Raw genomic sequence first — 24,289 nt, forward strand, 5'->3', positions numbered from 1 at the left:
TCATTTTTTAGGGATTTCAATTTTCATAAAATCTGCAGCCAAATAGGATAATGGAAACACTGCTTGTGCTTCTTTTTCTAGCTTAGCTAAGTCAACCTCTGATTGGTAGCGAGAACTAATATGTGTGAGTATAAGCTTTTTGGCGTTGGATTGTTTGGCAACCATTGCAGCTTGCTTTGTCGTTGAGTGATAGTAATCGTGTGCAAGTTGCTCATCTGTTTCAGAAAAAGTAGCTTCATGTATTAACAAATCAGCATCCAAAGCAAGCTCGACACTCGCAGCTATGTATCTTGTATCTCCAAGAATGGTAATAATTCTTCCCTTTTGCGAAGGTCCTAAAAAGTCTTTTCCATCTAAAATCTTACCATCCTCCAGCTCCACCTGTTGTCCATCCTTGATTTTTTGATAAATAGGACCGGGCTTAATAGCTAATTTTTCTAATTTATGTACGAGTAAAGCACCTGGTAAATCTTTTTCAATTACTCGATATCCATATGACTCAATTCCGTGATCTAATTTTTTTGCGATCACCTGAAATTGATGATCTTCAAATACAGTTCCCTCCCCAATTTCAACGAATTCAATTGGGTAGGTAAGATGAGATTGGCTTACAGATAGAGATGTTCTCACAAATTCCTCTAGACCTTTAGGTCCATAGATCGTTAAAAGGTCTTCACCACCCTGAAAGGAACGGCTACTAATCAATCCTGGTAGACCATAGATATGATCACCGTGCAAATGAGTAATAAAGATCTTTTCAATTTTTCTAGGTTTTATTGGTGTATGTAAAATTTGATGCTGCGTTGCTTCACCACAATCAAAAAGCCAAATTGCTTTTCTTTCCTCTAATAATTGTAGGGCGATGCTCGTTACATTTCGAGCCTTTGCTGGTATCCCTGCCCCTGTTCCAAGAAACAAAACGTTCACTTGCATTTCCTCCTAAAGATTTCTTCCTTTTAGAATACATGAAAAGGGGTTAAAGTGGAACTTCCATTAAGCAATTTTCTGCTCTTTGGGAGTAAAAAGCCAAACTTTATACTTGACCAATTAAATAGGATTGAATAAAATAGACTGAATAATAAAAAGATTTTAATTACATCGAGTGCTTTATACACGATATTTTTACTTAATTCGTTTATACTAGTACATGTTGAAACATTAATGATTGATTTAACAAATAAATACCTTTAAAATTAAGTATTCGCAAAAGGTATTTTACAATCAGTGTTCAAAAAATGCGAATATCATTTAGCAGTTGGGAATCGATATCACAAATGATTTTTTTACACTGATGACTAAATAAATGCATCTGACAAAGTGAGGTACGAACGTGATTACACAAGAACATCCTAAAGCAGTTATCGTCATATTTGGAGCAACTGGGGATTTAGCAAAAAGAAAGCTGTTCCCTTCAATTTATCGCCTAGTACAAAACGAAAAAATCGGTAATGATTTTGCCGTTGTTGGAGTAGGTAGAAGACCTTGGACGAATGATGAGTTTCGCTCCAATGTATCTGATTCCATTCAAACAGCGATGAAGGAATCAAAAAATCTCGACAATTTCACATCGCATTTTCATTATCACCCATTTGATGTGACAAATCCTTCTTCTTATTTAGAGCTTAATACGCTATTAAATGAGTTAGATGGCACATATCAAACAGAAGGTAACCGCATTTTCTTTTTAGCGATGGCACCAGAATTTTTCGGCACAATTGCACAAAATCTAAAAATACAAGGCCTGACAGATACAAATGGTTGGAGTCGTATCGTTATTGAAAAACCATTTGGCCATGACCATCCGTCTGCGCAAAAACTAAATCAAGAAATAAGAGAAGCATTTAACGAAGACCAAATTTATCGTATTGACCATTACTTAGGAAAAGAGATGGTTCAAAATATCGAGGTTATTCGTTTCTCAAATGCTCTATTCGAGCCGCTATGGAATAATCGTTACATAGCGAACATTCAAGTAACATCAAGCGAAGTGTTAGGTGTGGAAGACCGCGGGCGTTATTATGAAAATTCAGGTGCTCTAAGAGATATGCTGCAAAACCATATGCTGCAAATGGTCGCATTGCTTGCGATGGAGCCACCAATTAAACTTACGACAAACGAAATTAGAAGTGAGAAAGTAAAGGTCCTACGTGCACTACGCGCAATTAGTGAAGACGAAGTAAGTGACTACTTTGTTCGTGGTCAATATACAAGCGGTCAATTAGATGAGCAACAATTAATTGGCTATCGTGAAGAAAATAATGTCGCAGACGAATCCCAAACAGAAACATACGTAGCTGGGAAGCTGTTAATTGATAACTTTAGATGGGCTGGTGTTCCTTTCTATATTCGTACTGGTAAGCGTATGGCGGCAAAATCAACAAAAATCATCGTTCAATTTAAAGATATTCCGATGAATCTATATTATAAAAAAGGCGAGCAAGTTGCACCTAACCTACTTATTATTAATATTCAACCTGATGAGGGTGTTACGCTACAATTAAACGTGAAAAAAGATGGAGATGCAGGAGATTCTAAACCAGTGAAATTTGATCTTTCAAGCAATTTCCTAGATGGCCTAAACACACCTGAAGCATATGAAAAACTAATATACGATTGCTTGCGTGGAGATGCAACGAATTTCACGCACTGGGATGAGGTAGCATTATCTTGGAAATTCGTTGATCCAATATCACAAGCGTGGACAAAAGGAAAAGCAGGACTTGCCACTTATCCTGCAGGTTCAATGGGACCAAAAGAAGCTGACGAATTACTTGAAGAAGATGGCAATGAATGGTGGCCAGTATACTAATATTCCGATGCGATAGAATTGATCGTAATCATTGATCAATAGCTTTTCATCCGGTTGGGCTCATGTTAGCCAACCGGATTTTTTAATAGTGACAACACTCACATACTAAACGTAAATAAACTGTATACATTTAGTATGAAGTACAATATTCGTTTCATTCTTACAAATCATTTCGTTCCTTTTCAAAGGTACATTATCTAACAATTACTAAAAAATGTGCGAATGAGCTCGTCTATTTGCCTCATGCAATCCATCGATTACATCATAAAATAAAGTATGCACGAAGCAAGATGCAACCCTTGCAATCTCCTTACTTTTTAGCTATTACCACCTCGGTAATAGCTTTTTCTTTGTTATGTCATTTAATATGAAACTTCCCTTTTATAAGAACGATATAGTATTACCAACTGGTTAACTATGTAAAAAAAGAACTTCCTATGGATAACCAGAAGCTCTTTCTACTACTTCATCTAATGATTTGATTTGTTAAGCTCTTGATGCAATCACTTATTCCCTTAAAAAATCTTTATTAAAACTTGTACCAGGCGAAGGATCTTCTTCCCGCTTCCCTTTTATCCCACGCTTTATGAGCTGATCTCCGTATTTCTCATTTATTTTTTCAATAACTGTAAGGATTGGCTCATCTTTTGCATCACTTTCAAATGAGAACAAATCTAATTGTTTCACAGCATCCCCTTTTTCCACCAAATCCTGGCCAGTTATACCTAAAAGCCGAATAGGTTCTTCCTTCCAATGGGTGAAAAAGAGTTGTCTTGCAACAGAAAAAATTTCTTCTACATCTCCTATCGGATTTGCAACTTTTTTACTTCTCGTAATCGTTTTTAAATTTGCAAATCTTATCGTGATGAAGATTTTACTTGCTAGCACATCTTTTCGCTTCATTCTAACTGATACAGAGTGTGCTAGCTTACGTAAAACATTGTTCAATTCATCTTCATTAGTAGTATCTTTTGATAAAGTTGTTGAATTTCCAATGCTTTTAAATTCATAGATCGAATCAGGATCTACCTCTCGATTGTCAACACCATTTGCACGTTGCTTTAAACGTTCTCCATTTATACCCAGCAATTGTTTAAGCTGGATGCGGTCAGCTTTTGCTAAATCTTGGATTGTGTTGATTCCAATCGTTTCAAGCTTTTCAGCTGTTTTTTCCCCGACACCATGCATTTGGGCAACTGGTAGTGGCCACAGGTGTTCAGAAAGTTCTCTTTTTCTTAACACAGTTATTCCAAGAGGTTTTTTCATATTTGAAGCCATTTTAGCTAAAAACTTATTTGGTGCAATCCCAATACTACAAGGTAGTAATAACTCATCTGAAAGTCGTTCCTGAATAACATGAGCAATTTCTAATGGCTTTGGACCAGCATATTGTGTAAGATCCATATACCCTTCATCAATCGATACTGGCTCAACAAGCTCAGTATATTCCCTAAGCAAGTCAAACATCGCTATCGAGGCTTTTCGATAGCGTTCAAAATTTGGCTTTTTCACGATGAGCTCTGGGCATAACTTACGAGCCTGCCATAATGGCATCGTCGTTTTGACACCTTTTGCGCGTGCCTCATAACTACATGTTACGATGATGCCTCTTCTCTCCTCTACATTACCCGCAATAGCTAGTGGCTTTCCTTTTAGAGCAGGATCGTAGGACATTTCGACAGATGCGTAAAAACTATTCATATCTACATGGAGTATGACTCTACCATTCGCAGGACGTTCCATATGTCTCCACCACTCAGTATAAAAATTTATTGGTAACTAATAATTTCTTCTTTCACAAGAGCTATACCTTCTAGACTTGAAACGAAAAGATTTGGTTGGATAATCGTAATCAAACGTTCATTAACACTAGCAACAGCCATAAAGTACTTAGTCGCTTGAAAGGCTCCTATAGGTATCGATTTTAATTGACTTTCTTGAATGTCCAATATTTCTTTTGCTTCTTTCACAATTAGTGCCGAAGTTAATTCTTCTGATTGCACAACAATTAGTTTCACATTTTCATCAACGCTAGTATCCTCCTGATAAAAAATATGGTTCGTATCTAAAACAGGAATTAACTCTCCTCTTACCTTAACAACACCTTTCATATAGGAAGGCATATTAGGTAGACTCTTTATATTTTCTAGCTTTTCAATTGAAATCACATGTTCGATTGGTAAACCATATTCTTCATTACCCGCACGAAAAACAACTACCTTTGTAATATTCATAGTAAACTCCTCTCAGATCTTGATTGAATCTGTTCATTCCCTAGCCCCTTGAATTCGAGGTTTTCTATGACTATCATACTATGAATTAAAAAGTATTGGAAGAAAACCTCTTCCGTTTAACAAACAGAAAAAGAGCTAACTCAATTGAACCTGAGCCAACTCTTTTTTAAGCTTCTTTAAAATCATCCTGTTACCATTTCCTCCACTCAATCTTCTCTTCATTGTACAACTGTTTACGAATAATCTTCTCACACTCAGAAAAAACCAATTCGATTACTGGAGTACTCGAGGCTAAAACTCGGATTGATAGTCCCTTAATATTTAGCATACTAATACCAAAACGCACATCATGTGGTATCGTTGACAAAACTATCCTTATATCTTCAATCAATGCTTCATTGATTTTATGATGAATCATGAACATCGTACCTAGATGGGAATATCCTTCTAACTGCATGAAGTCTTCGAGCTGCTTCTCAGGTACTAATAGCTGATGATCGAATACTTCTAGCTGTCCATCAATAAAAATTTTCATCTTCGAAGTAAGTTTTTTATATTGAAAGAGTTTTCCATCGAGAGACCATCCCGGAGTAATAATATCGGTATAATAAAAGACAGCTGTTGAGCTCATATATACATTGGTCACCTGAGTAAAATTTGCATCTTTATAAAGAATGATTGGATCCTGTTTCACAAAAAGCTCGCTCTCGCTTTTTAAAAAATAATCCATTGTTTGCGTAACCCCATAGCGTGGTGATTTATATACCTTTGTTGATGCCTGTGTTGTTAATGCTAGTCGTGCATCTTCAGTCACAACTACCTCTGTTTTGTAAGTATCCCCATCAACATATCCTCCACCTACATGGATAAGCGTAAGAAGGGGCAGTCCATCTGATAAATACGTTGGTCGCGTAATTTTAAAAACCCCATCAAAAAAGCTGTTGCTAATGACAGACCGATCTTGTTTTTTGTCTACCTCAAGCTGAAGGTAGCCTGTGTAAGTCATGCTTCAAGTCCAACTAAAAATGCTTCTCTACGAATCCAATTCACGACATCATCGACACCTGTACCATCCTTAAGATTTGTAAAAATATAAGGTCGTTCACCGCGAGAAGCAAGCGTATCTTGTCTCATAATTTCAAGGTCGGCACCAACGTATGGAGCTAAGTCGATTTTATTAATAATGAATAAATCAGATTTAATCATCCCTTGACCGCCTTTTCGTGGGATTTTTTCCCCTTGGGCAACATCAATAATATAGATTGAAAAATCAACCAACTCTGGACTAAACGTTGCTGCAAGATTATCACCGCCACTCTCAACAAAAATCAAATCAAGACTAGGATGACGCTCATTTAATTCATCGATTGCTGCAAAGTTCATTGACGCATCCTCACGAATCGCTGTATGTGGACAACCACCAGTCTCTACTCCAATAATCCGATCCTCTGGTAAAACGCCATTTTTAATTAAAAATTGAGCATCCTCCTTTGTATAAATATCATTCGTAATAACCGCAAGCTCCAAATCTTCCATCAACACTCTTGTCAACTTATCAACTAATAGTGTTTTACCTGCACCAACAGGTCCGCCAACTCCGATACGGATCGGTTCACTCATTGTACTCATCCTTTCTTCATTCATCTAAACTAGTTCTCATTTTTTACTCAGTACCACTTTTGAAGGTATGAGGACGGAACCGGCTACTTTTACATTAATTCCAAATTAGCACGTAAAAAATCAAGTTTGCTCCTATAACATAGCGTAGAGCTAGCTAGCTCGTTCCACCCCTAATTGATGTGAAGCTCATACCCAGTTTTACCTTCATTTTTTGAGGGTAGTGTTCGTAGGATATAGCCGTTTTGTAAACCATCAAGACATAAACAAACGAACAGAAAGCTGTTCATGAATCATTTGCGCTATTTCTAACCCAGGAGCACCCGCTCCAAATTCTTCCTCTTTGCATGTTAAAATTTCTTCTACACTATCATCTAAAAAAGACTGCAATTCACTCAATAGCTTTTGTCCATCTGTTTGTCCAAGAGGAATCCCTCTTACTCCGTTTTGAACAAGTGAAGATATCGACGCAAATAAATAACCTGATAGCGTTGTTTTCAAATCTATATTTAGATTTAAGCAAACCATTGCGAAAACAATCGAACTATGACCATGCAATTGTTTTGCCTTGATTTTTGATTCATAGAGTTTCAAATGTTCATTCGTATACAATTCATTCATAACCCTTAATAACTGTCGTCCGATTCTTCGATTTCCTTCACGCGTTTCGCGTGCATTCGCAAGAGCAAAGAGCTCACGATCTAATTGCCACACTTTTTCTAAAGAGTTCATTTTCAAAGATTCATAGGTTAATCGACAAGCAAGACCATCTGTATATATATACTGCGTTTGTAGAAATTTCTTCAGAGCAAATAAAAAGGTTTCTTTATCAACTACTTTTTCCTCTTGAATAAATGTCTCAAGTCCAAATGAGTGTGAAAATGCTCCAGAGGGAAAATTGGAATCACAAATTTGAAGCAAGTGAAAAAGTTGATTAGTCATGGGAATGACCGATATGCTTAAACGCTTCATTCATTTTTCTTTTTTCGCGAACAAAAGGAACCTCTTGCTCCTCAAGTAATTTTTCTACTAAATAATCGTATTGGACAATCATTTCATCCTTTTCAAATTGTGCTGGGAGATGACGATTACCTAACTGATGAGCAATTTTCCCCATTTGCAAAATACTTTTTGGCTGAATGACGATTACATCATCTTCAATCACACTTATTACGATTGAATTTTTTTCATCTTGATATAAAATATCGCCATCCATTAACTCTTTCACATCGATTAGACGTATACCTAACTCCTTCCCATGGTCAGTTTTCACTCGTTGAATCTTTTTAACCAAATCATCACTTCGTAAATAAACTCGTTCAATATGGTGTGGCGCTTTCTCAAATTCGTTTACATTTCCAACAATTTTCTCAATAATCATCTCTTCACCTCAAAATAAAAAGTATCGTTGCGCTAAAGAAACCTTTTCATCTGGTTCACAGGTGATTAATTCACCATTCACCTTTACTTCATATGTTTGTGGATCCACTTCAATTTCTGGCGTTTCTCCATTTAAGATCATATCTTTCTTTTTCAGTTGACGAGTATTTTGAACAACCCCAATTTTCTTCTGAAGTCCGAGCTTTTCGTGAACCTTTTGCTCGAAAGCCACCTTAGACAAAAATGTCATCGACGTTGAGTACTTTGCTTTACCATAGCTCGCAAACATCGGCCGATATAATGCGGGTTGCGGAGTAGGGATTGATGCATTCGGGTCCCCCATCACACTCCAAGCGATCATCCCACCCTTTACGACTAATTCTGGTTTTGCACCGAAAAAGGCAGGGTTCCATAGAACAAAGTCTGCTAATTTGCCAACCTCAATTGAACCAACATAATCTGATATTCCATGAGTAATCGCAGGATTAATTGTATATTTTGCAATATATCTCTTCGCGCGCGCATTATCGTTCACTTCACCTGCAATCAGAGCACCCCGCTGGCGTTTCATTTTGTCAGCTGTTTGCCACGTTCGAATGATTACTTCTCCAACCCTTCCCATCGCTTGTGAATCTGAGCTAATCATACTAAACACTCCAAGATCATGAAGAATATCCTCAGCTGCAATCGTTTCTTTCCGGATACGTGAATCTGCAAATGCTAAATCCTCTGGAACAGATGGATCTAAATGATGACAAACCATCAGCATATCTAAATGCTCTGCAATCGTATTGACCGTATATGGTCTTGTCGGATTTGTAGAGGATGGAAGAATATTTGGATACGATGCCGCTTTAATAATGTCTGGTGCATGACCACCACCGGCACCTTCTGTATGATACGTATGGATGACACGACCATCTATTGCCCGTAGTGTATCTTCCACGAAGCCTCCTTCATTTAATGTATCGGTGTGGATTGCGACTTGAACATCGTATTTGTCAGCAACTGTTAAAGCTTTGTCAATATTTGAAGCAGTTGTTCCCCAATCTTCATGTAGCTTTAACCCGATTGCCCCAGCTTCGATTTGTTCAATAATTGCTTCTTCACTTGAAGCGTTTCCTTTCCCTAAAAAACCTAGATTCATCGGAAATTCCTCGGCAGCTTCTAGCATTCTATGAATATTCCATTCTCCAGGCGTACACGTTGTTGCATTTGTTCCTGTTGCCGGTCCAGTTCCACCACCAAGCATTGTGGTGACACCAGATTCAATGGCCGTTTGGATTTGCTGGGGAGAAATAAAATGAATGTGAGCATCAATCCCTCCAGCTGTCACAATCATTCCTTCTGCAGCAAGCACCTCAGTTGATGCTCCGATGATGATATTAACATCATCCATTACTAACGGATTACCTGCCTTGCCCATCGCTGTAATCAAACCATCCTTAATTCCGATATCTGCTTTATAAATTCCTGTATAATCAAGAATTAAAGCGTTTGTTACAACAAGATCAACTGACTCATCTCTCGTAGCTAACGGATGCTGGCCCATCCCATCACGAATCACTTTTCCTCCACCGAATTTCACTTCATCACCATATGTTGTAAAATCCTTTTCCACTTCGATAAAAATCTCGGTGTCCCCCAGTCTCACTTGATCTCCAACTGTTGGACCGAACATATCTGCATATTGATGTCTTGACATTTGAAAGCTCATGCTTACACTCCTTTATCTAGTACATCATTTGTTAAATTGTTTAGTCCATACACCTTTCGTTCACCTGAAAACGGAACGAGTTCAATTTCCTTTTTATCTCCTGGCTCAAAACGGACGGCTGTACCAGCCGGAATATTCAATCTATGCCCAAATGCTTTCGTACGATCGAATGAAAGTAAGCTATTAATTTCATAAAAATGAAAATGAGAGCCAATTTGAACTGGACGATCGCCATGATTAACTACCTCAAGTTTTATCGGTTGTTTTCCTACATTACATGGAATAGGATCCTGCTTTAGCTTGTATTCTCCTGGAATCATTCTTCTTCACCCTCCCCTACTAAATGTGGTATCTATTGAATTGGTTCGTGAACGGTTACGAGTTTCGTGCCATCTGGGAAGGTTGCCTCAACTTGAATGTCGTGGATCATTTCTGGTATTCCATCCATAACATCCTCCCGCGATAAAATATGACGGCCAAATTGCATCAATTCTGATACAGTTTTTCCATCCCTCGCTCCCTCCATTACTTCATACGTCAGAATCGCAATCGCTTCAGGATAATTTAATTTTAATCCGCGATTTTGTCTTCTTCTTGCTAAATCAGACGCTATGACAATCATGAGCTTTTCTTGCTCACGCGCTGTAAGCTTCATCTAAATTCCTCCTATACCGATAAGTGCTTTTGTAGATCATCTTCATTTATTTCATCACATCGTCCACTCATTACTATCTGGCCTTTATCAAGTATATAAAAGGATTCAGCACATGAGAGAACAACATCTAAGTTATGCTCAACTAATAAAATCGCTATTTCCTTTTCGTTCGCGATTTGAACGAGCACATCTTGAATCAGTTGAACAATTGATGGTTGAATTCCCTCCATAGGTTCATCAAGTAAAAGGAGCTTTGGGTTAGATATCAACGCCCTCGCGATCGCAAGTTGTTGCTGTTGACCACCACTTAAATCGCCACCCTTACGATTAATCATTTCTGCTAACACTGGAAACCAACGAAAAATTTCTTCAGGGATCGTATTTGATCGTTCGGATTTACGGACAGCTTCCATCCCTAAGAGAAGATTTTCTCTAATTGACAGGTCTGAAAAAATTTCTCTCCCTTGTGGTACATAGGAAATTCCCGCTCGCGCTCGATGCTCTGGACGTTCTTTCTTCAAATCTTTCCCTTGGAATTGAACATTTCCCCCATTAACTGGCAAAAGCCCCATCAACACCTTAACTAAAGTTGTTTTTCCAACACCATTTCGTCCAAGTAGGCCTACGATTTTCCCTTTTGAAATATCTAAGTGAACGTTTCGTAAAATCATCGTTTCATCATATCCAGCTTGAAGCTGCGAAACATGCAACATATTATCCACTCCTTCCTAAATAAACGTTTTTCACTTCTTCGTTTTCTTGGATCTCCGCCATTGTACCTTCACAAAGCACCTTACCTTCATGCATAACAATTACCAGTGTTGAAAAGGTTCGAACAAAATCCATATCATGTTCGACAACCAATACCGAACAATCTCTAGATATTTCTTGGATCAATTCTCCTGTCTTTGTTCGTTCTTCTCCAGACATTCCTGCAATAGGTTCATCTAACAGCAAGAGCTTCGGTTCTTGGATAAGCTGCATACCAATCTCAAGCCATTGCTTTTGCCCATGTGAAAGAGACCCTGCTTTTTCATCACGAACATCATAAAGACCAATTTTTTTCAACACTGCCTCTATCTTATCTCGCTGTCTATTCGTCATTTTTGCAAATAAAATGGAAACTAAATTCTTTTGTTGTTTCATAGCAATTTCTAAGTTTTCAAAAGATGTTAAGTGAATAAAAATACTTGGAGCTTGGAATTTGCGAGCAATGCCTTCATGTACAATTTTTTGCTCTGGAAGCTTCGTAAGGGAAATTTTATCATCAAATATGATTTCTCCAGCTGTAGATTTTGTTTTCCCACATATAACGTCAAGCAATGTTGTTTTCCCCGCACCATTTGGCCCAATTAAAAATAAAACTTCTCCATTCTGAACGTCTAGATCAACACCTTGTAATGCCTTAAAGCCCGAAAAATCAACGATAACATTACGACACGAGAGAATCGGCTTCATGATTCTTCGCCTCCTTTTTCACTTTTTTCAAGAAGCGACCCTTCAGATTCTCAACCAATCCAGCTAATCCATTTGGTAGATATAATACGACCAATAAGAATAATCCACCTAGGAAGAACGTCCAAATATCAGGGTAAGATTCACTTAAGAAACTTTTAGCACTATTCGTTAAGATTGCACCAATTGCAGCACCTAATATCGAATGACGCCCACCAATTGCTACCCATAACACCATTTCAACAGAAGGAATGATTCCCATCATTTCCGGTGAAATAATTCCCACCTGTAGGACGAACAATGCTCCAGCTATTCCTGCAAACGCTGCAGATAAAGCATAAATAAATACCTTAAAAACGGCTGGATTATAGCCTAAAAAGCGGAGACGATTTTCTCCATCTCTAATTGAAATAAGCAATCGACCAAAGCGCGTTTTTGTTAACAAAAGGGAGATCCCCATCACTACAGCCAATAACGTCACCGTTATAAAGTAAAGCATTGTTTTTGTACTAGGATCAGCTAGCGGCACATGGAAAACCGTGAAAAAATTTGTTAATCCACTTGTTCCTCCTGTAATATGTTGACCTCCAATAAATAAAGTGACTGTCACAACAACAACCGCTTGAGAGATAATAGAGAAAAATACCCCTCTAATACGGTTTTTGAAGGTAAAATAACCAATGATCGCGGCAACCATAAACGGAAAAAGGACTGCCGCACCTATCGCAAAAATAGGATTTTCAAATAACGTCCATATAAAAGGAAGTTCGGTAATTCCGTTCCATTCCATAAAATCAGGTATTCCGCTTGTGGATGCTTCAAGCTTTAAATACATCGCCATACAATAGGCACCTAATCCAAAAAACACTCCGTGACCAAGGCTCAAAATACCTGTATAACCCCAAATCAAACTAATTCCAACAGCAATAATGGCAAAGCATAAAAATTTAGCAAGTAATCCAATTCGAAACTCCGAAAGAAGCAATGGAGCAACCAATAACAAGAGGAAAAACACTCCATAATAAGCCCCTTGACTGTATCTTTTTATCAATTCAAGCACCTCCATTAATCTAAAGCTCGCACCCTTGTATTGACGAGTCCAGTTGGCTTCCATTGTAAGAAAATAATAACAAATGCAAATACGATCACCTTCGCAATTGTTGCGCTTGTTGATAATTCAACAAATGTACTTAAAATACCTAACATTAACGCTGCTACCATTGTTCCTTTCAGCTTACCTACACCACCTAAAACAACGATCATAAATGCGTCAACAATATATGCTGTTCCTAAGCTAGGACCAATTGAACCAAGCAATGTTAACGAACACCCGGCAATACCAGCAAACCCACTACCAAGTGCAAATGCTGCGCTATCAACCTTTCTAGTCGAAACACCAAGACATGAGGCCATATCACGATTTAAGGTAACAGCTTTCATTCTTCTTCCTGAAGGAGTCTTATAAAGATATAGAAATAACAAGAAAATACTTATCAGAACTAGAGCTAAAATAAACAGGCGTTTATATGGGAATGTAAGCCCCGCGATGACAAGACCTCCGTTTAACCACTCAGGTGATATCACCGCAACATTTGGCGCCCCAAAGATTGACCTTGCAGCCTGTTGTAAAATTAAGCTAACTCCCCAAGTTGCTAGTAAACTATCAAGTGGACGTTCGTATAAAAATCTCACAACCGTTTTCTCCATTAATAATCCAATAAGAGCTGCTACGATAAAGGAAAGTGGAATGGCTAGGATAAAATAATAACCAAAGGCCGATTGCGGAAGATATTGAACGAATACTTGTTGAAGAACATATGTAGTATAGGCACCAATCATAATAAACTCACCATGAGCCATATTGATAATATTCATAAGTCCAAATGTAATTGCTAGCCCTAGTGCGATTAACAAAAGAATTGATCCAAGGCTTAACCCATTAAATAATTGCGCGATAAATATTGACAAGGACTACCCCTCCTTTTAAATGAAGGTAAAGGGGCCCTAAATAAAGCCAATCTTTATAAGCTAAATTATTCTAGAGGGAATGTTTCAGCATGATAATTGGCCGTACTTAGTGCCACCTTCCTTAAAAGTTCGTATAATCTTTATTCAAGTAATCTTTTAAACTAGAAATGTATCGACAAATAGCCCTTTGCGATTTATTGACTTAAACCAGCCGCCCAATCATAGGATTTCAAATATGGATCTGGTTTCACTTGTTCACCAGAGTTCCACACTTCCTTAAACTGTCCATCTGCTTGAACTTCACCAATGCGGACAGTTTTATAAATATGCTGAGTTTCACCATCGATTTTCACGACACCACCCGGAGCATTAAACTCAATTCCATCAGATACTGCTTTTACTTTTTCCACTTCAAATGATTCTGCTTTTTCAACTGCTTCCGCCCATAAATAAACGGCATTATACGCTGCTTCAATTGGATCTCCAGTTACACGGTCCTCACCATATTTAGCTTTATAGTTTTCTACAAATGTCGTGTTTTCTGGAGTATCTGTAGTTTGAAAATAGTTCCACGCTGCATAGTGACCTTCTAATACATCAGCTCCAATTCCACGAATTTCTTCTTCAGCAACACTTACTGACATGACTGGAATATCTTCTGCAGTAATACCTGCATCTTTAAGTTGCTTGAAAAACGCGACATTACTATCACCATTTAATGTATTAAAAATGACATCTGGTTTAGTGGATTTGATTTTGTTGATAATTGTGTTGTAGTCTGTGTGTCCCATAGGTGTGTATTCCTCTGCTACCACTGTTCCGCCCTTCGCTTCTGCTTGAGCATTGACAATCTTGTTTGCTGTACGAGGGAAAACATAATCAGAACCTAACAAGAATATATTTTCACCTTGGTTTTCTAACATCCAATCAACTGCTGGTACAATTTGTTGATTTGTTGTTGCTCCTGTGTAAAAGATGTTAGGTGACTGTTCCATCCCTTCATATTGAACGGGATACCATAACAATCCATTGTTTTGCTCTACTACTGGAAGCATTGCTTTACGACTTGCTGATGTCCATCCTCCAAAAATCGTTGCAACCTCATCCTGTTGAAGTAACTTACGTGCCTTCTCTGCAAATGTAGGCCAATCAGATGCACCATCCTCAACGATCGGTTCGATTTGTTTGCCAAGAACACCACCAGCAGCATTTATTTCTTCGATCGCCATCAGTTCGGCATCACGTAAGGAAACCTCACTTATCGCCATCGTTCCACTTAGAGAATGTAGTATCCCAACTTGAACAGTATCTCCTTTTGAGCTACTAGTCGTATTTGACTCTGATCCAGTCTCTGATGATGGCTCACTTGTCTGTGCGGCACATGCACCAAGCATGAAAACCGACATAATTAAAACTAAAAACCCCATTTTCACTTTCATTCATCAACACCCCTTTATTAATTTGGATTAAAATGGATATTACCAACTATTAATGTTATTTTTAATAACAACTTATGTAAGAATATATAACATTAATCTATATTCACATTATACATAATCTTCCTTGTAAAACAATGTATTTTTTTGAATATTTTAAATATTTATAATCGTAAACGTTATCAAAGTTAATTTTTCGCGTTTTTTATTCGGAAGTAAAACTTTTTTCGGAAAAATGGGAATTATTGAACTTACTTAACTTCGTAACAAAATCTCACACTCGTTCTACAGTTCATTTCCCTAGTAATTTTGACAGAAATCTTTCTTCTTTATGGCTCTTTGTTATCATCATTACTGCCGCAGGATCTTTATTTTCTACTGGTAAAGAAGGGTCAATCAAAGGAATCCTTTTTTTTGCTGGAAGCCTTATTATCGGAGTTTTTTTCTAACAGCGCCTATTTTTAATGCGGATGAAAAATTTAAACAAGCAAAAATGGCAGAGAAGATTGAAATCGAAGCTTTTGATGAAAAGGAAACACCAGCAAGTGTTCCCCCACAGTTTGTGCGCAACGAAATGAAAAAAGCATTCGGTCAAGTCCCGAATACAAGTTATTATGATCTTCATCATTTGCAGATCCAAAAGGTAAATGGAGAGTATGTATACATTGCTCCAGTTGAATTCTCCGGGTTTTTCAAATGGTGGAATGGAAATCAAACACCTAGCTATTTTACGCTAAGTGCAACTGACTCTTCTTCCAACCCTAAATTTATGAAGGCAGAGATGCTTTACACTCCATCCTCCTATTTTCATAAAAACATTGAACGTCATATTCGTATACACTATCCAAAACATATTTTTTGTGTAGGTACGGTAGATGGTAGTTCCAATGCAGAAGAAAAGCAACATTCTGGAACAGTTGTAAGGGTCTATAAAGAAAAGTCTGGGGGCTATACAATTATCTCATTCCTGTTAGATAACCAACAAAGCTATGTCATATCATCTGAAAACAACCCATTGTCCATTTATTTACAAGAGGGTGACAAGGTTAATATACACTATCTGGAAACTGATGAAAATTTCTTGCCGGTAAAAGAAATGATCATTGAGGGACTTGAATGATTTACAGATAAAAAATTATTAATCAAAAAGAACATTAAAGTTTACGTAAGAAAAGCAGATCGTAATTCTGATCTGCTTTTTCCAATTGATTTATTTTCCTATAAACATTTGTGTCCAATGATGCCCATTTTTATCATAGCCTATTCCAATATGAGTAAAATCCTTGCTTAAAATATTTTTACGATGCCCCTCACTATTCATCCACGCTTGGACAACTTGCTGTGGGGTTTGCTGTCCTTGAGCAATATTTTCACCTGCTGTTTTATATGTTACACCAAAGTCACGCATCATATCGAAAGGTGAACCATAGGTTGGGCTTGTATGAGAGAAATAATTGTTTTGTCTCATATCCTCAGATTTCTTTTGAGCAACTCCACTTAATTGCGTATCGCTCTTTAAGTCAGGTAAACCGTTTTTACGTCTTTCCGCGTTTGTCAACTCAATCGCTTGTTGAACTACTTGACTTAAACCTTGGGCTGGTTGTTGTGTTTCTGGCTTTTTCTCAGCTGGAGCTTTTGCTTGCTGCTGAGCAGGTGCTTGTTGTTTCGTTGGTGCCTGTTGTTGTTGTTGTTGTTGTTGTTGTTGTTGTTGTTGTTGTTGCTGTTGCTGTTGTTGCTGTTGCTGTTGTTGTTGTTGCTGTTGTTGCTGTTGTTGCTGTTGCGCTCTTTGCTGTGCTTGTTGTGCTAGTTCTCTAGCTTGTTGCTCAGCTTGTTGAATATACCCTTGCGCTTGTTGCTTAGCTTCTTCCGGTGAGCCTGCTTGAACAAAATTATATTTTGCATCTTGGACTAAAATTGCTTTTGTATGTGGATAATTTTTACTCGAGATATCTGTTGTTAAATTTGAAATGTCCGTTCGATCTAAATGATCAGTATTTACATCGCGATCACGTACAAATTTATTTTCATCGTAATCGTCACGATGTGTAATTCTTAATTCATTTGCATCACGGTATCTTGTCGAAATATCACGCGCCATAGGCCCATAGCTACGATTACCGTTATAATTAACATTCTCTGCAACGTCTACAGGTCCATTATCATTAGGTGTATTTTCTAAGGCACCGTTATTGTTACATGCTACAAGTCCGAAGACCAGTGCACTCGTCACAACCATACCGAATTTGTTCTTTATCAACTACAACGCCTCCTTTGACATTCATTACGTACCTTCTTATTTTCTTTGTTTTTGAACAAAGTATAGGTGGTAATATTAATGTAAAAAGGAGGAAAAACTCACAAATGGTTATTCTTGCTAACTTAGCTTTAATTTAGAGTCACTCATTTTATTTTGAATCGCTTCCTACGTAAGATATAAACAAAAGGCTATTTTCGCAAACTTTGTTGCGATTGTCATATAGAGTGCCATCAACAGTGACCGCTTTGGCTTCTTTCCTTGATTCGCGCTTCTCCCCCATCAAAAAACAACAATTATTTAGAAAACAGCCAAACAAAAAGAACGCTTAGGAAACATCCTTGCGCTCTTTTCATCATCTATTTATTTTGCGACTTCTTGAATAACCGCTACAACTAATTCAGCCGTCTTTTCTAGCTCCTCAATTGGCATTTTTTCATTTGTTGTATGAATATCTTCATAGCCAACTGCAAGGTTGACTGTTGGAATACCATTTCCTGCAATCACATTAGCATCACTTCCGCCACCACTTGTTTGCAGCTCACTTTCACGTCCGATAGTAGCTGCTGCACGTTTTGCTACTTCAACAACATGATCACCATCGGCAAATTTAAAACCAGGATACATTACTTCTATTTCAACCTCTGCACGGCCACCCATTTCTTCTGCTGTACTTTCAAAAGCATTCTTCATTTTTCTTACTTGTGCATCCATTTTTTCAGGAACTAAAGAACGTGCTTCTGCTAAAATATGTACTAAGTCACAAACAATATTTGTTTGCGTGCCACCTTCAAATCGGCCAATATTTGCAGTTGTTTCGAAATCAATTCTTCCTAATGGCATTTTTGAAATCGCCTTCGATGCAATTGTAATCGCTGAAACTCCTTTTTCTGGTGCAACTCCAGCATGAGCTGTTTTGCCATAAATCGTCGCTTTTACTTTAGCTTGTGTCGGAGCAGCGACGATTATTGTCCCAACTTTGCCATCACTATCCAAGGCATACCCAAATTTGGCTGTCATTAATGCTGGATCTAATGCTTTGGCACCTACTAGGCCTGATTCTTCTCCAGCTGTAATAACAAATTCAATTTTACCATGTTGAATATTTTGCTCCTTTACTGTTTTAATTGCTTCCAACATAGCAGCTAATCCAGCTTTATCATCAGCACCAAGAATCGTTGTTCCATCTGTTACAACATACCCATCCTTAATGCTTGGTTTAATTCCTTTGCCAGGTACTACGGTGTCCATATGGGACGTGAAATAAATTGTATCAACGTCTTCTTTTGTCGCTTCAAGTGTACAAACTAAATTTCCAGCACCATGACCCGTCACACCTGTAGTGTCATCTTCTACAACATGTAATCCAAGCTGTGAAAATTTACTTTTTAATACCTTTGCAATCTCAGCTTCATGCTTTGTTTCTGAATCTACTTGGACAAGCTCTAAAAACTCGTCAAGTAATCGTTGTTTGTTAATCATTTTTCAACTAGCCTCCTCTTTTTATAAGGGAATATTCCCATGCTTTTTCACAGGTCTTACTTCTTTCTTCGTTCTAAGCATGTCAAGTGCTTGGATTAGCTTAATCCTTGTTTCCCTTGGATCAATGACATCGTCCACCATCCCTTGACTTGCTGCAATATAAGGATTCGCAAATTTCTCTCGATACTCACTGATTTTAGCCGCTCTCGTCTGTTCAGGATGATCACTATTTTCGATTTCCCTCGAAAAAATGATATTCGCCGCACCTTGTGGACCCATGACTGCAATTTCTGCATTTGGCCAAGCATAAACAAGATCCGCACCAATTGACTTACTATTTAACGCAACGTAAGCCCCACCATATGCCTTTCTCAAAATGACGGTCAGCTTAGGGACTGTCGCTTCTGAATACGCATATAAAATCTTTGCCCCATGTCGAATAATCCCGCCGTGCTCTTGCTTTACTCCAGGGAAAAATCCAGTAACATCCTCAAATGTGATCAGTGGAATTCGAAACGAATCACAAAAACGAATAAACCTAGCCGCCTTATCTGATGAATCGATATCAAGCCCACCTGCCAAATATTTTGGTTGATTACAAACGAGGCCAACAACCTCACCCTTTATTCTTGCCAACCCAACGACGATATTTTTAGCAAAATCTTTATGCACCTCTAAAAATGAATCTTCATCTACGACTTGTTCAATCACTACGCGTACATCATAAGGTCGAATTGAGTTAAACGGAATTAATTCGGTTAAATCTGCTCGATATTCATTACTCTCTTCATATTGGGCTATTGGTGGCATTTCCTCATTATTTTGCGGCAAATAGCTAAGCAACCTACGAACTTGAAGGAAGACCTCTTCTTCCGATGTAGCAGAAAAATGAGCATTACCACTAGTAGTATTATGTACAGACGCTCCACCTAAATCCTCTGCGCTTATCTTTTCACCTGTTACGGTTTCAATGACCTTAGGGCCTGTGATAAACATTTGGCTCGTTTTTTCAACCATGAAGACAAAGTCTGTTATCGCAGGTGAGTAAACTGCTCCTCCAGCACACGGACCCAGAATAACAGATAGTTGCGGGATCACACCTGAATAGATGGAATTACGGTGAAAAATAAGTCCGTAACCATCTAATGATACCACACCTTCTTGAATCCTCGCACCGCCTGAATCGTTAAGACCGATAAATGGAGTACCATTTTTAGCTGCTAAATCCATCACAGCTGCAATCTTCTTTGCATGCATTTCACCAACCGCTCCACCAAACACAGTAAAATCCTGCGAAAATAAATAAATAGGTTTCCCATTTACTTTACCAAACCCTGTGACAACACCATCGCCAGGTCCCTTTTTATTATTCAAACCAAAATCATTGCAACGATGCTCGATAAATGGAAATAATTCAACAAATGAACCATCATCTACAAGAAAATCAATTCGTTCTCTAGCAGTTAGCTTCCCTTTATCATGTTGTTTTGCAATTTTTTCATCGCCGCCACCAAGTTCGACTTCACGTCTTTTCTCATATAATTCATTTATTTTTTCATAAATATCATCGCCCATCACAAATCACCTCGCTGTTTCTCACAGAGCTCAATCAGTACATGATTTGCTGCAATTGGATGTAAAAAAGCTATTTTTGCATTTGCGGCCCCGATTCGCGGAATTTCATCGATAAGTGGCACTCCTTGTTCCTTTAGTTCACTTAATTTCGCTGCTAAATGATCAACTTCAAAGCCAATATGATGAATCCCTTCCCCCTTTTTTTTAAGGAATTTCGCTATTGCACTTTCATCTGACATTGGTTCAAGCAATTCGATCTTTGTATCGCCTGCAGACAAGAATGCGACCTTAACTTGTTGAGTTGGTACTTCTTCAAATCCAATGAATGATAGGTGTAAGACATCCGTATAAAATGGGATAACAGTCTCAATAGAATGAACAGCTATACCAATATGATCAACCTTTTTTACCATCTGCCATCTCTCCCCATGAATGATGTAAACATTGTTAACCCGAAGCTAGTTTCTCTCCCATTACATAAAAACGTTTTCATTTTAATAAACAAAAGCGCAAGCGCCTTAATCAGCCTCGGGCGAATAAGACGCTTTTGAATAGAAGGCGTAAGGCGTACTTTGCCTTCTATTCAAAAGCGTCTGTAGACCCAAGAGAGGTTAGGCGCTGGAGCTGGATGTCGTGCGCTTATCCACAGTACAAGAATTTTATAAATTCCTAAGCAAGAACAAAAAACGAAACTTCTCAGAACTTTACGGATAGCAATCTCCACCTATCTTCTTTGTTTCTTTTCCAGCTTAAGGTAGGGATTTTACTGCCGTTAAGAGTGGAATAAAATATCGAATAAGTATTATAGCTTGGTTGTCCAAATAAACCTTTTACGATAAAATATAAGTTAAGGAGTGAGGAATTATGTCACGTAAAACACAAAAAGTCGTTGTTTATTTAATGATTGGCGTTATGCTCATTACTACATTGTTAGCTGGTGTGTCAATTTGGTTTTAATTCCAAAACATTAATCGTAAATACATTACTAAAAACGCTAAAAAATGAGTCTGATTACAAAGGGTATCCCCTCAGTTTATCAGACTCATTTTTTCATGGCGCCACGTTCAATCGCAAGCTCTATAAATGTTTGCTAAAGAGTTTTTAAAGTAATTTTATTTCATTGCCCAGATGTCCCTTTTACTCTTGCTATATCCAAGGTTTATCTAACCATTACTAGACACTCATGCCTTTAAATTGACTTTTTATGATTAAATACCGTTCCATTTCTCTAACAAATTGGTAGAGTGCTGCCCTTACTTCAAATTCTTCTCTCGTTTGGGGTAATTCCATATTTTCAAATGTCTGCTTCATTTCAGCTAATTGAGCAAGGAATTTATGTGCCGTATTTCCAGGATTAATATGAACACGGAGATCTTGAACAAAATCAGCAATTATTTTGCTTTGTTCAACCGAAATATGAATAGACGTAATCAATGGAACCACACGTTCAATAATTTCAAATTGCTGTTCTCTCATTTCAAAATAATGGTAGTAGGTATTTTCAAGTCGTAAAAAATGATTTTCAACATCACGGAAAGCTGTTGTTTTGGCATCATTTATTAGCTCAGCTGTTTTGATGAATTCACTCCCATCCCATAGTCGATCCTCTACAATCAGATACAATTCAATTTCACGAAATATCGCAGCGAAGTTTTCTTCAATTTGCTGTTGAAAGTGCTTCAGTTTCCCGTCAACACTAGGCATATAGAGGTTCATGATAAGCGCCACACCAATTCCAATAAAGATTAACAAAAACTCGTTACCGATTAGTTGAAGGGTAATCTTATCTGCAGTATACAAATGAAAGATAATGACTACGCTTGTAACAATTCCTTCTGTTGCTTTAACTAAAACCGTTGTCGGTATAAAAACGATTAACATCAGTCCGATAATAATGGGATGGTATGTAAGACCCTCGAAAAAAACGAATGAAAAAACAATAGCTAATGTACATGCAAGTAATCGCTCCCACGAGCTTTTTAGCGATTTCTTCTTCGTAACTTTTATACAGAGTACTGTAATAATTCCTGCAGATACATAATTATCTAACTGAAGGAATTGGGCAAGCATAACGGCAATGGTTGTACCAAGTGCTGTTTTAACTGTTCGATAACCAATTTTAAACATATATTTTCTCCTTGATTTAATAGTCTTAATTCTTGATTATAATATGACAATTGTCTATGTAGCAAATTCACTAAAAGGTACTAAACGCAAAAAAAGATGATCAATTGATCACCTTTTTGTATTTATTATAACATTTTTTCTAAGAAATCTTGTGCTCGCTTTGATTTCGGTGCAGTAAAGAATTCACTTGGGGGAGCATCCTCAACAAGCTTCCCTCCATCAAGGAAGAGTACACGATCAGCTACTTCTTTTGCAAACCCCATCTCATGTGTTACAATCGCCATTGTCATTCCGGATTCTGCTAAATCCTTCATTACTGCAAGTACTTCCTTAACCATTTCTGGATCAAGAGCAGATGTAGGCTCATCAAACAGGATCGCATCTGGGTTCATTGCAAGTGCTCTAGCAATTGCAACCCTCTGTTTTTGTCCACCTGATAGACGGTTGGGAAATTCTGTTGCCTTTTCAAGCAACCCTACTTTTCTCAACAACGTCTTCGCTTGTTCCTGTGCTTCTTGTTTTGATACACCTTTTACAGTTATTGGCGCATATGTCAAATTATCTAGAACCGTTTTATGTGGGAATAAATGAAAATGTTGGAACACCATTCCTACATTTTGACGGATCTTCGAAATATCAGTTTTCGGATTTGTGACTTCTTGATCGTTTATCCATATTTTCCCCTGCGTTGGAGTTTCAAGAAGGTTCATGCAACGTAAGAACGTAGACTTTCCTGATCCTGATGGTCCAATAATTGCGATAACCTCCCCAGCCGCAATCGTTGTTGATATTCCTTTTAACACTTCTAACTTTCCATATGATTTATGCAAATTCTCTACTTTAATCACTACGCTTCATTCTCCCTTCTACCAACTTACCAAGAAGTGTCAAAATCATAACCAATACATAGTAAATAGCTCCTGCAAATAATAATGGAGCAAAGTAGTTATACGAATCTGCTCCTACCTGATAAGCACGTCTCATAACATCCTGTACACCAATCGTTGTAACAATTGCCGATTCTTTTGTTAACGTGATAAATTCATTCATTAACGCAGGCAAAATATTTTTAAATGCTTGAGGTAATATAATATCCTTCATCATTTTTGAATACGGAACACCTAAAGCCATTGCCGCTTCTTGCTGTCCCTTATCAATTGCCGCAATACCGGCACGAATGATTTCTGAAATATAAGCAGCTGAATTTAACGAAAATGCTGCAACAGCTGCGGGATATGGGTCGATTGGAAATCCAAGAATTTGCGGAAGCCCAAAATAAATTATAAGTAATTGTAGTACTAAAGGTGTGCCTCTAAAAATTGATGTATATGCATCTGCAAGCCACATTAAAGGTTTTATACGACTAATTTTGAAAAGGGCTAATACTATTCCCCATGCAAAACCAATTAATAATGAGAGTGCGACGATTTGTAAAGTAACCCATATCCCTTGCAATATATAAGGCAAAGATGGGACGATTGCGGAAAAGTTTATATCCATATCATTTCTAATTCCTTTCATTCATGAATCGTTCATAAAAAAGGGCTGACACTAGTAATAGTTGTCAGTCCCATAGAATT

At 37.7% G+C, this 24,289-nt stretch carries 24 protein-coding genes and 1 pseudogene; 3 read left to right on the forward strand and 22 right to left on the reverse strand.

Features of this window, described 5'->3' with window-relative positions:
• Positions 1-927: a ribonuclease Z gene (gene rnz, locus K9V48_RS09340; protein WP_224138598.1), complete on the reverse strand. Its 927-nt coding sequence runs from the start codon at positions 925-927 to the stop codon at positions 1-3.
• Positions 928-1,330: 403 nt separating this feature from the next.
• Here rnz and zwf point away from each other — a divergent pair, with 403 nt between their 5' ends.
• Positions 1,331-2,809, forward strand: a complete 1,479-nt coding sequence (gene zwf / locus K9V48_RS09345; RefSeq protein ID WP_224138600.1) for a glucose-6-phosphate dehydrogenase — start codon at positions 1,331-1,333, stop codon at positions 2,807-2,809.
• Positions 2,810-3,316: 507 nt separating this feature from the next.
• Here the strand turns inward: zwf and K9V48_RS09350 are convergent.
• The 14 genes from K9V48_RS09350 to urtA form a co-directional block, all read right to left on the reverse strand.
• Positions 3,317-4,552, reverse strand: a complete 1,236-nt coding sequence (locus tag K9V48_RS09350; protein ID WP_224138602.1) for a DNA polymerase IV — start codon at positions 4,550-4,552, stop codon at positions 3,317-3,319.
• A gap of 26 nt (positions 4,553-4,578) precedes the next feature.
• Positions 4,579-5,043, reverse strand: coding sequence for a chemotaxis protein CheW (locus tag K9V48_RS09355; protein ID WP_224138604.1), 465 nt, complete (start codon positions 5,041-5,043; stop codon positions 4,579-4,581).
• 190 nt (positions 5,044-5,233) lie between these two features.
• A complete protein-coding gene (locus tag K9V48_RS09360; protein WP_224138606.1) occupies positions 5,234-6,049 on the reverse strand; it encodes an urease accessory protein UreD in 816 nt (271 codons plus the stop codon).
• Entirely contained in the window at positions 6,046-6,663 is a 618-nt protein-coding gene (gene ureG, locus K9V48_RS09365; RefSeq protein WP_224138608.1) for an urease accessory protein UreG, read from the reverse strand. The genes K9V48_RS09360 and ureG overlap by 4 nt, the downstream gene beginning before the upstream one ends.
• A gap of 252 nt (positions 6,664-6,915) precedes the next feature.
• Complete coding sequence (locus tag K9V48_RS09370) at positions 6,916-7,602, reverse strand: urease accessory protein UreF (protein WP_224138610.1); 687 nt, start codon at positions 7,600-7,602, stop codon at positions 6,916-6,918.
• On the reverse strand, positions 7,595-8,041 hold the full coding sequence (gene ureE / locus K9V48_RS09375; RefSeq protein ID WP_224138612.1) for an urease accessory protein UreE: 447 nt from the start codon (positions 8,039-8,041) through the stop codon (positions 7,595-7,597). The genes K9V48_RS09370 and ureE overlap by 8 nt, the downstream gene beginning before the upstream one ends.
• Before the next feature lie 9 nt (positions 8,042-8,050).
• Positions 8,051-9,757, reverse strand: coding sequence for an urease subunit alpha (gene ureC, locus K9V48_RS09380; RefSeq protein ID WP_224138614.1), 1,707 nt, complete (start codon positions 9,755-9,757; stop codon positions 8,051-8,053).
• 2 nt (positions 9,758-9,759) lie between these two features.
• Complete coding sequence (locus K9V48_RS09385; RefSeq protein ID WP_224138616.1) at positions 9,760-10,077, reverse strand: urease subunit beta; 318 nt, start codon at positions 10,075-10,077, stop codon at positions 9,760-9,762.
• Between the two features lie 32 nt (positions 10,078-10,109).
• Positions 10,110-10,412: an urease subunit gamma gene (locus K9V48_RS09390; RefSeq protein WP_224138618.1), complete on the reverse strand. Its 303-nt coding sequence runs from the start codon at positions 10,410-10,412 to the stop codon at positions 10,110-10,112.
• 11 nt (positions 10,413-10,423) lie between these two features.
• Positions 10,424-11,125: an urea ABC transporter ATP-binding subunit UrtE gene (gene urtE, locus K9V48_RS09395; protein WP_224138620.1), complete on the reverse strand. Its 702-nt coding sequence runs from the start codon at positions 11,123-11,125 to the stop codon at positions 10,424-10,426.
• A 1-nt stretch (position 11,126) separates the two neighbouring features.
• Positions 11,127-11,870 (reverse strand): urea ABC transporter ATP-binding protein UrtD, encoded by a 744-nt coding sequence (gene urtD, locus K9V48_RS09400; RefSeq protein WP_224138622.1) that lies wholly within the window; start codon positions 11,868-11,870, stop codon positions 11,127-11,129.
• Complete coding sequence (gene urtC / locus K9V48_RS09405; protein ID WP_224138665.1) at positions 11,845-12,915, reverse strand: urea ABC transporter permease subunit UrtC; 1,071 nt, start codon at positions 12,913-12,915, stop codon at positions 11,845-11,847. Before urtC ends, urtD begins: the two co-directional genes overlap by 26 nt.
• A gap of 17 nt (positions 12,916-12,932) precedes the next feature.
• Positions 12,933-13,835 carry an urea ABC transporter permease subunit UrtB gene (gene urtB, locus K9V48_RS09410; RefSeq protein ID WP_224138624.1) on the reverse strand — a complete coding sequence of 301 codons (903 nt, stop codon included), beginning with the start codon at positions 13,833-13,835 and terminating at the stop codon, positions 12,933-12,935.
• A gap of 194 nt (positions 13,836-14,029) precedes the next feature.
• The gene (gene urtA, locus K9V48_RS09415; protein WP_224138625.1) at positions 14,030-15,274 is read right to left on the reverse strand and encodes an urea ABC transporter substrate-binding protein; all 1,245 of its coding nucleotides are present in this window, start codon (positions 15,272-15,274) and stop codon (positions 14,030-14,032) included.
• 290 nt (positions 15,275-15,564) lie between these two features.
• Between urtA and K9V48_RS09420 the strand changes: the two are divergent.
• Positions 15,565-16,130: pseudogene (locus K9V48_RS09420) on the forward strand (hypothetical protein); the annotation flags it as partial.
• Positions 16,131-16,481: 351 nt separating this feature from the next.
• Here K9V48_RS09420 and K9V48_RS09425 read toward each other — a convergent pair.
• The 4 genes from K9V48_RS09425 to mce form a co-directional block, all read right to left on the reverse strand.
• Positions 16,482-17,321 (reverse strand): CAP domain-containing protein, encoded by an 840-nt coding sequence (locus K9V48_RS09425; RefSeq protein WP_438803879.1) that lies wholly within the window; start codon positions 17,319-17,321, stop codon positions 16,482-16,484.
• Positions 17,322-17,888: 567 nt separating this feature from the next.
• A complete protein-coding gene (locus K9V48_RS09430) occupies positions 17,889-19,007 on the reverse strand; it encodes a tripeptidase T (protein WP_224138629.1) in 1,119 nt (372 codons plus the stop codon).
• Between the two features lie 21 nt (positions 19,008-19,028).
• The gene (locus tag K9V48_RS09435) at positions 19,029-20,582 is read right to left on the reverse strand and encodes an acyl-CoA carboxylase subunit beta (RefSeq protein ID WP_224138631.1); all 1,554 of its coding nucleotides are present in this window, start codon (positions 20,580-20,582) and stop codon (positions 19,029-19,031) included.
• Positions 20,582-20,995 (reverse strand): methylmalonyl-CoA epimerase, encoded by a 414-nt coding sequence (gene mce / locus K9V48_RS09440; RefSeq protein ID WP_224138633.1) that lies wholly within the window; start codon positions 20,993-20,995, stop codon positions 20,582-20,584. The genes K9V48_RS09435 and mce overlap by 1 nt, the downstream gene beginning before the upstream one ends.
• A 451-nt stretch (positions 20,996-21,446) precedes the next feature.
• Between mce and prli42 the strand changes: the two genes are divergently transcribed.
• Positions 21,447-21,539 carry a stressosome-associated protein Prli42 gene (prli42, locus tag K9V48_RS09445; protein ID WP_224138635.1) on the forward strand — a complete coding sequence of 31 codons (93 nt, stop codon included), beginning with the start codon at positions 21,447-21,449 and terminating at the stop codon, positions 21,537-21,539.
• A 216-nt stretch (positions 21,540-21,755) separates the two neighbouring features.
• On the opposite strand, the gene K9V48_RS09450 is transcribed toward prli42, so the two are convergent.
• The 3 genes from K9V48_RS09450 to K9V48_RS09460 all read right to left on the reverse strand — a co-directional run bounded on the left by K9V48_RS09450 (position 21,756) and on the right by K9V48_RS09460 (position 24,209).
• Positions 21,756-22,709, reverse strand: coding sequence for an aromatic acid exporter family protein (locus K9V48_RS09450; protein WP_224138637.1), 954 nt, complete (start codon positions 22,707-22,709; stop codon positions 21,756-21,758).
• 125 nt (positions 22,710-22,834) lie between these two features.
• Positions 22,835-23,557 (reverse strand): amino acid ABC transporter ATP-binding protein, encoded by a 723-nt coding sequence (locus K9V48_RS09455; protein ID WP_224138638.1) that lies wholly within the window; start codon positions 23,555-23,557, stop codon positions 22,835-22,837.
• Complete coding sequence (locus K9V48_RS09460; protein ID WP_224138668.1) at positions 23,550-24,209, reverse strand: amino acid ABC transporter permease; 660 nt, start codon at positions 24,207-24,209, stop codon at positions 23,550-23,552. Before K9V48_RS09460 ends, K9V48_RS09455 begins: the two co-directional genes overlap by 8 nt.
• Positions 24,210-24,289: the final 80 nt, after the last annotated feature.

The sequence above is a fragment of the Metabacillus rhizolycopersici genome (assembly GCF_020075705.1).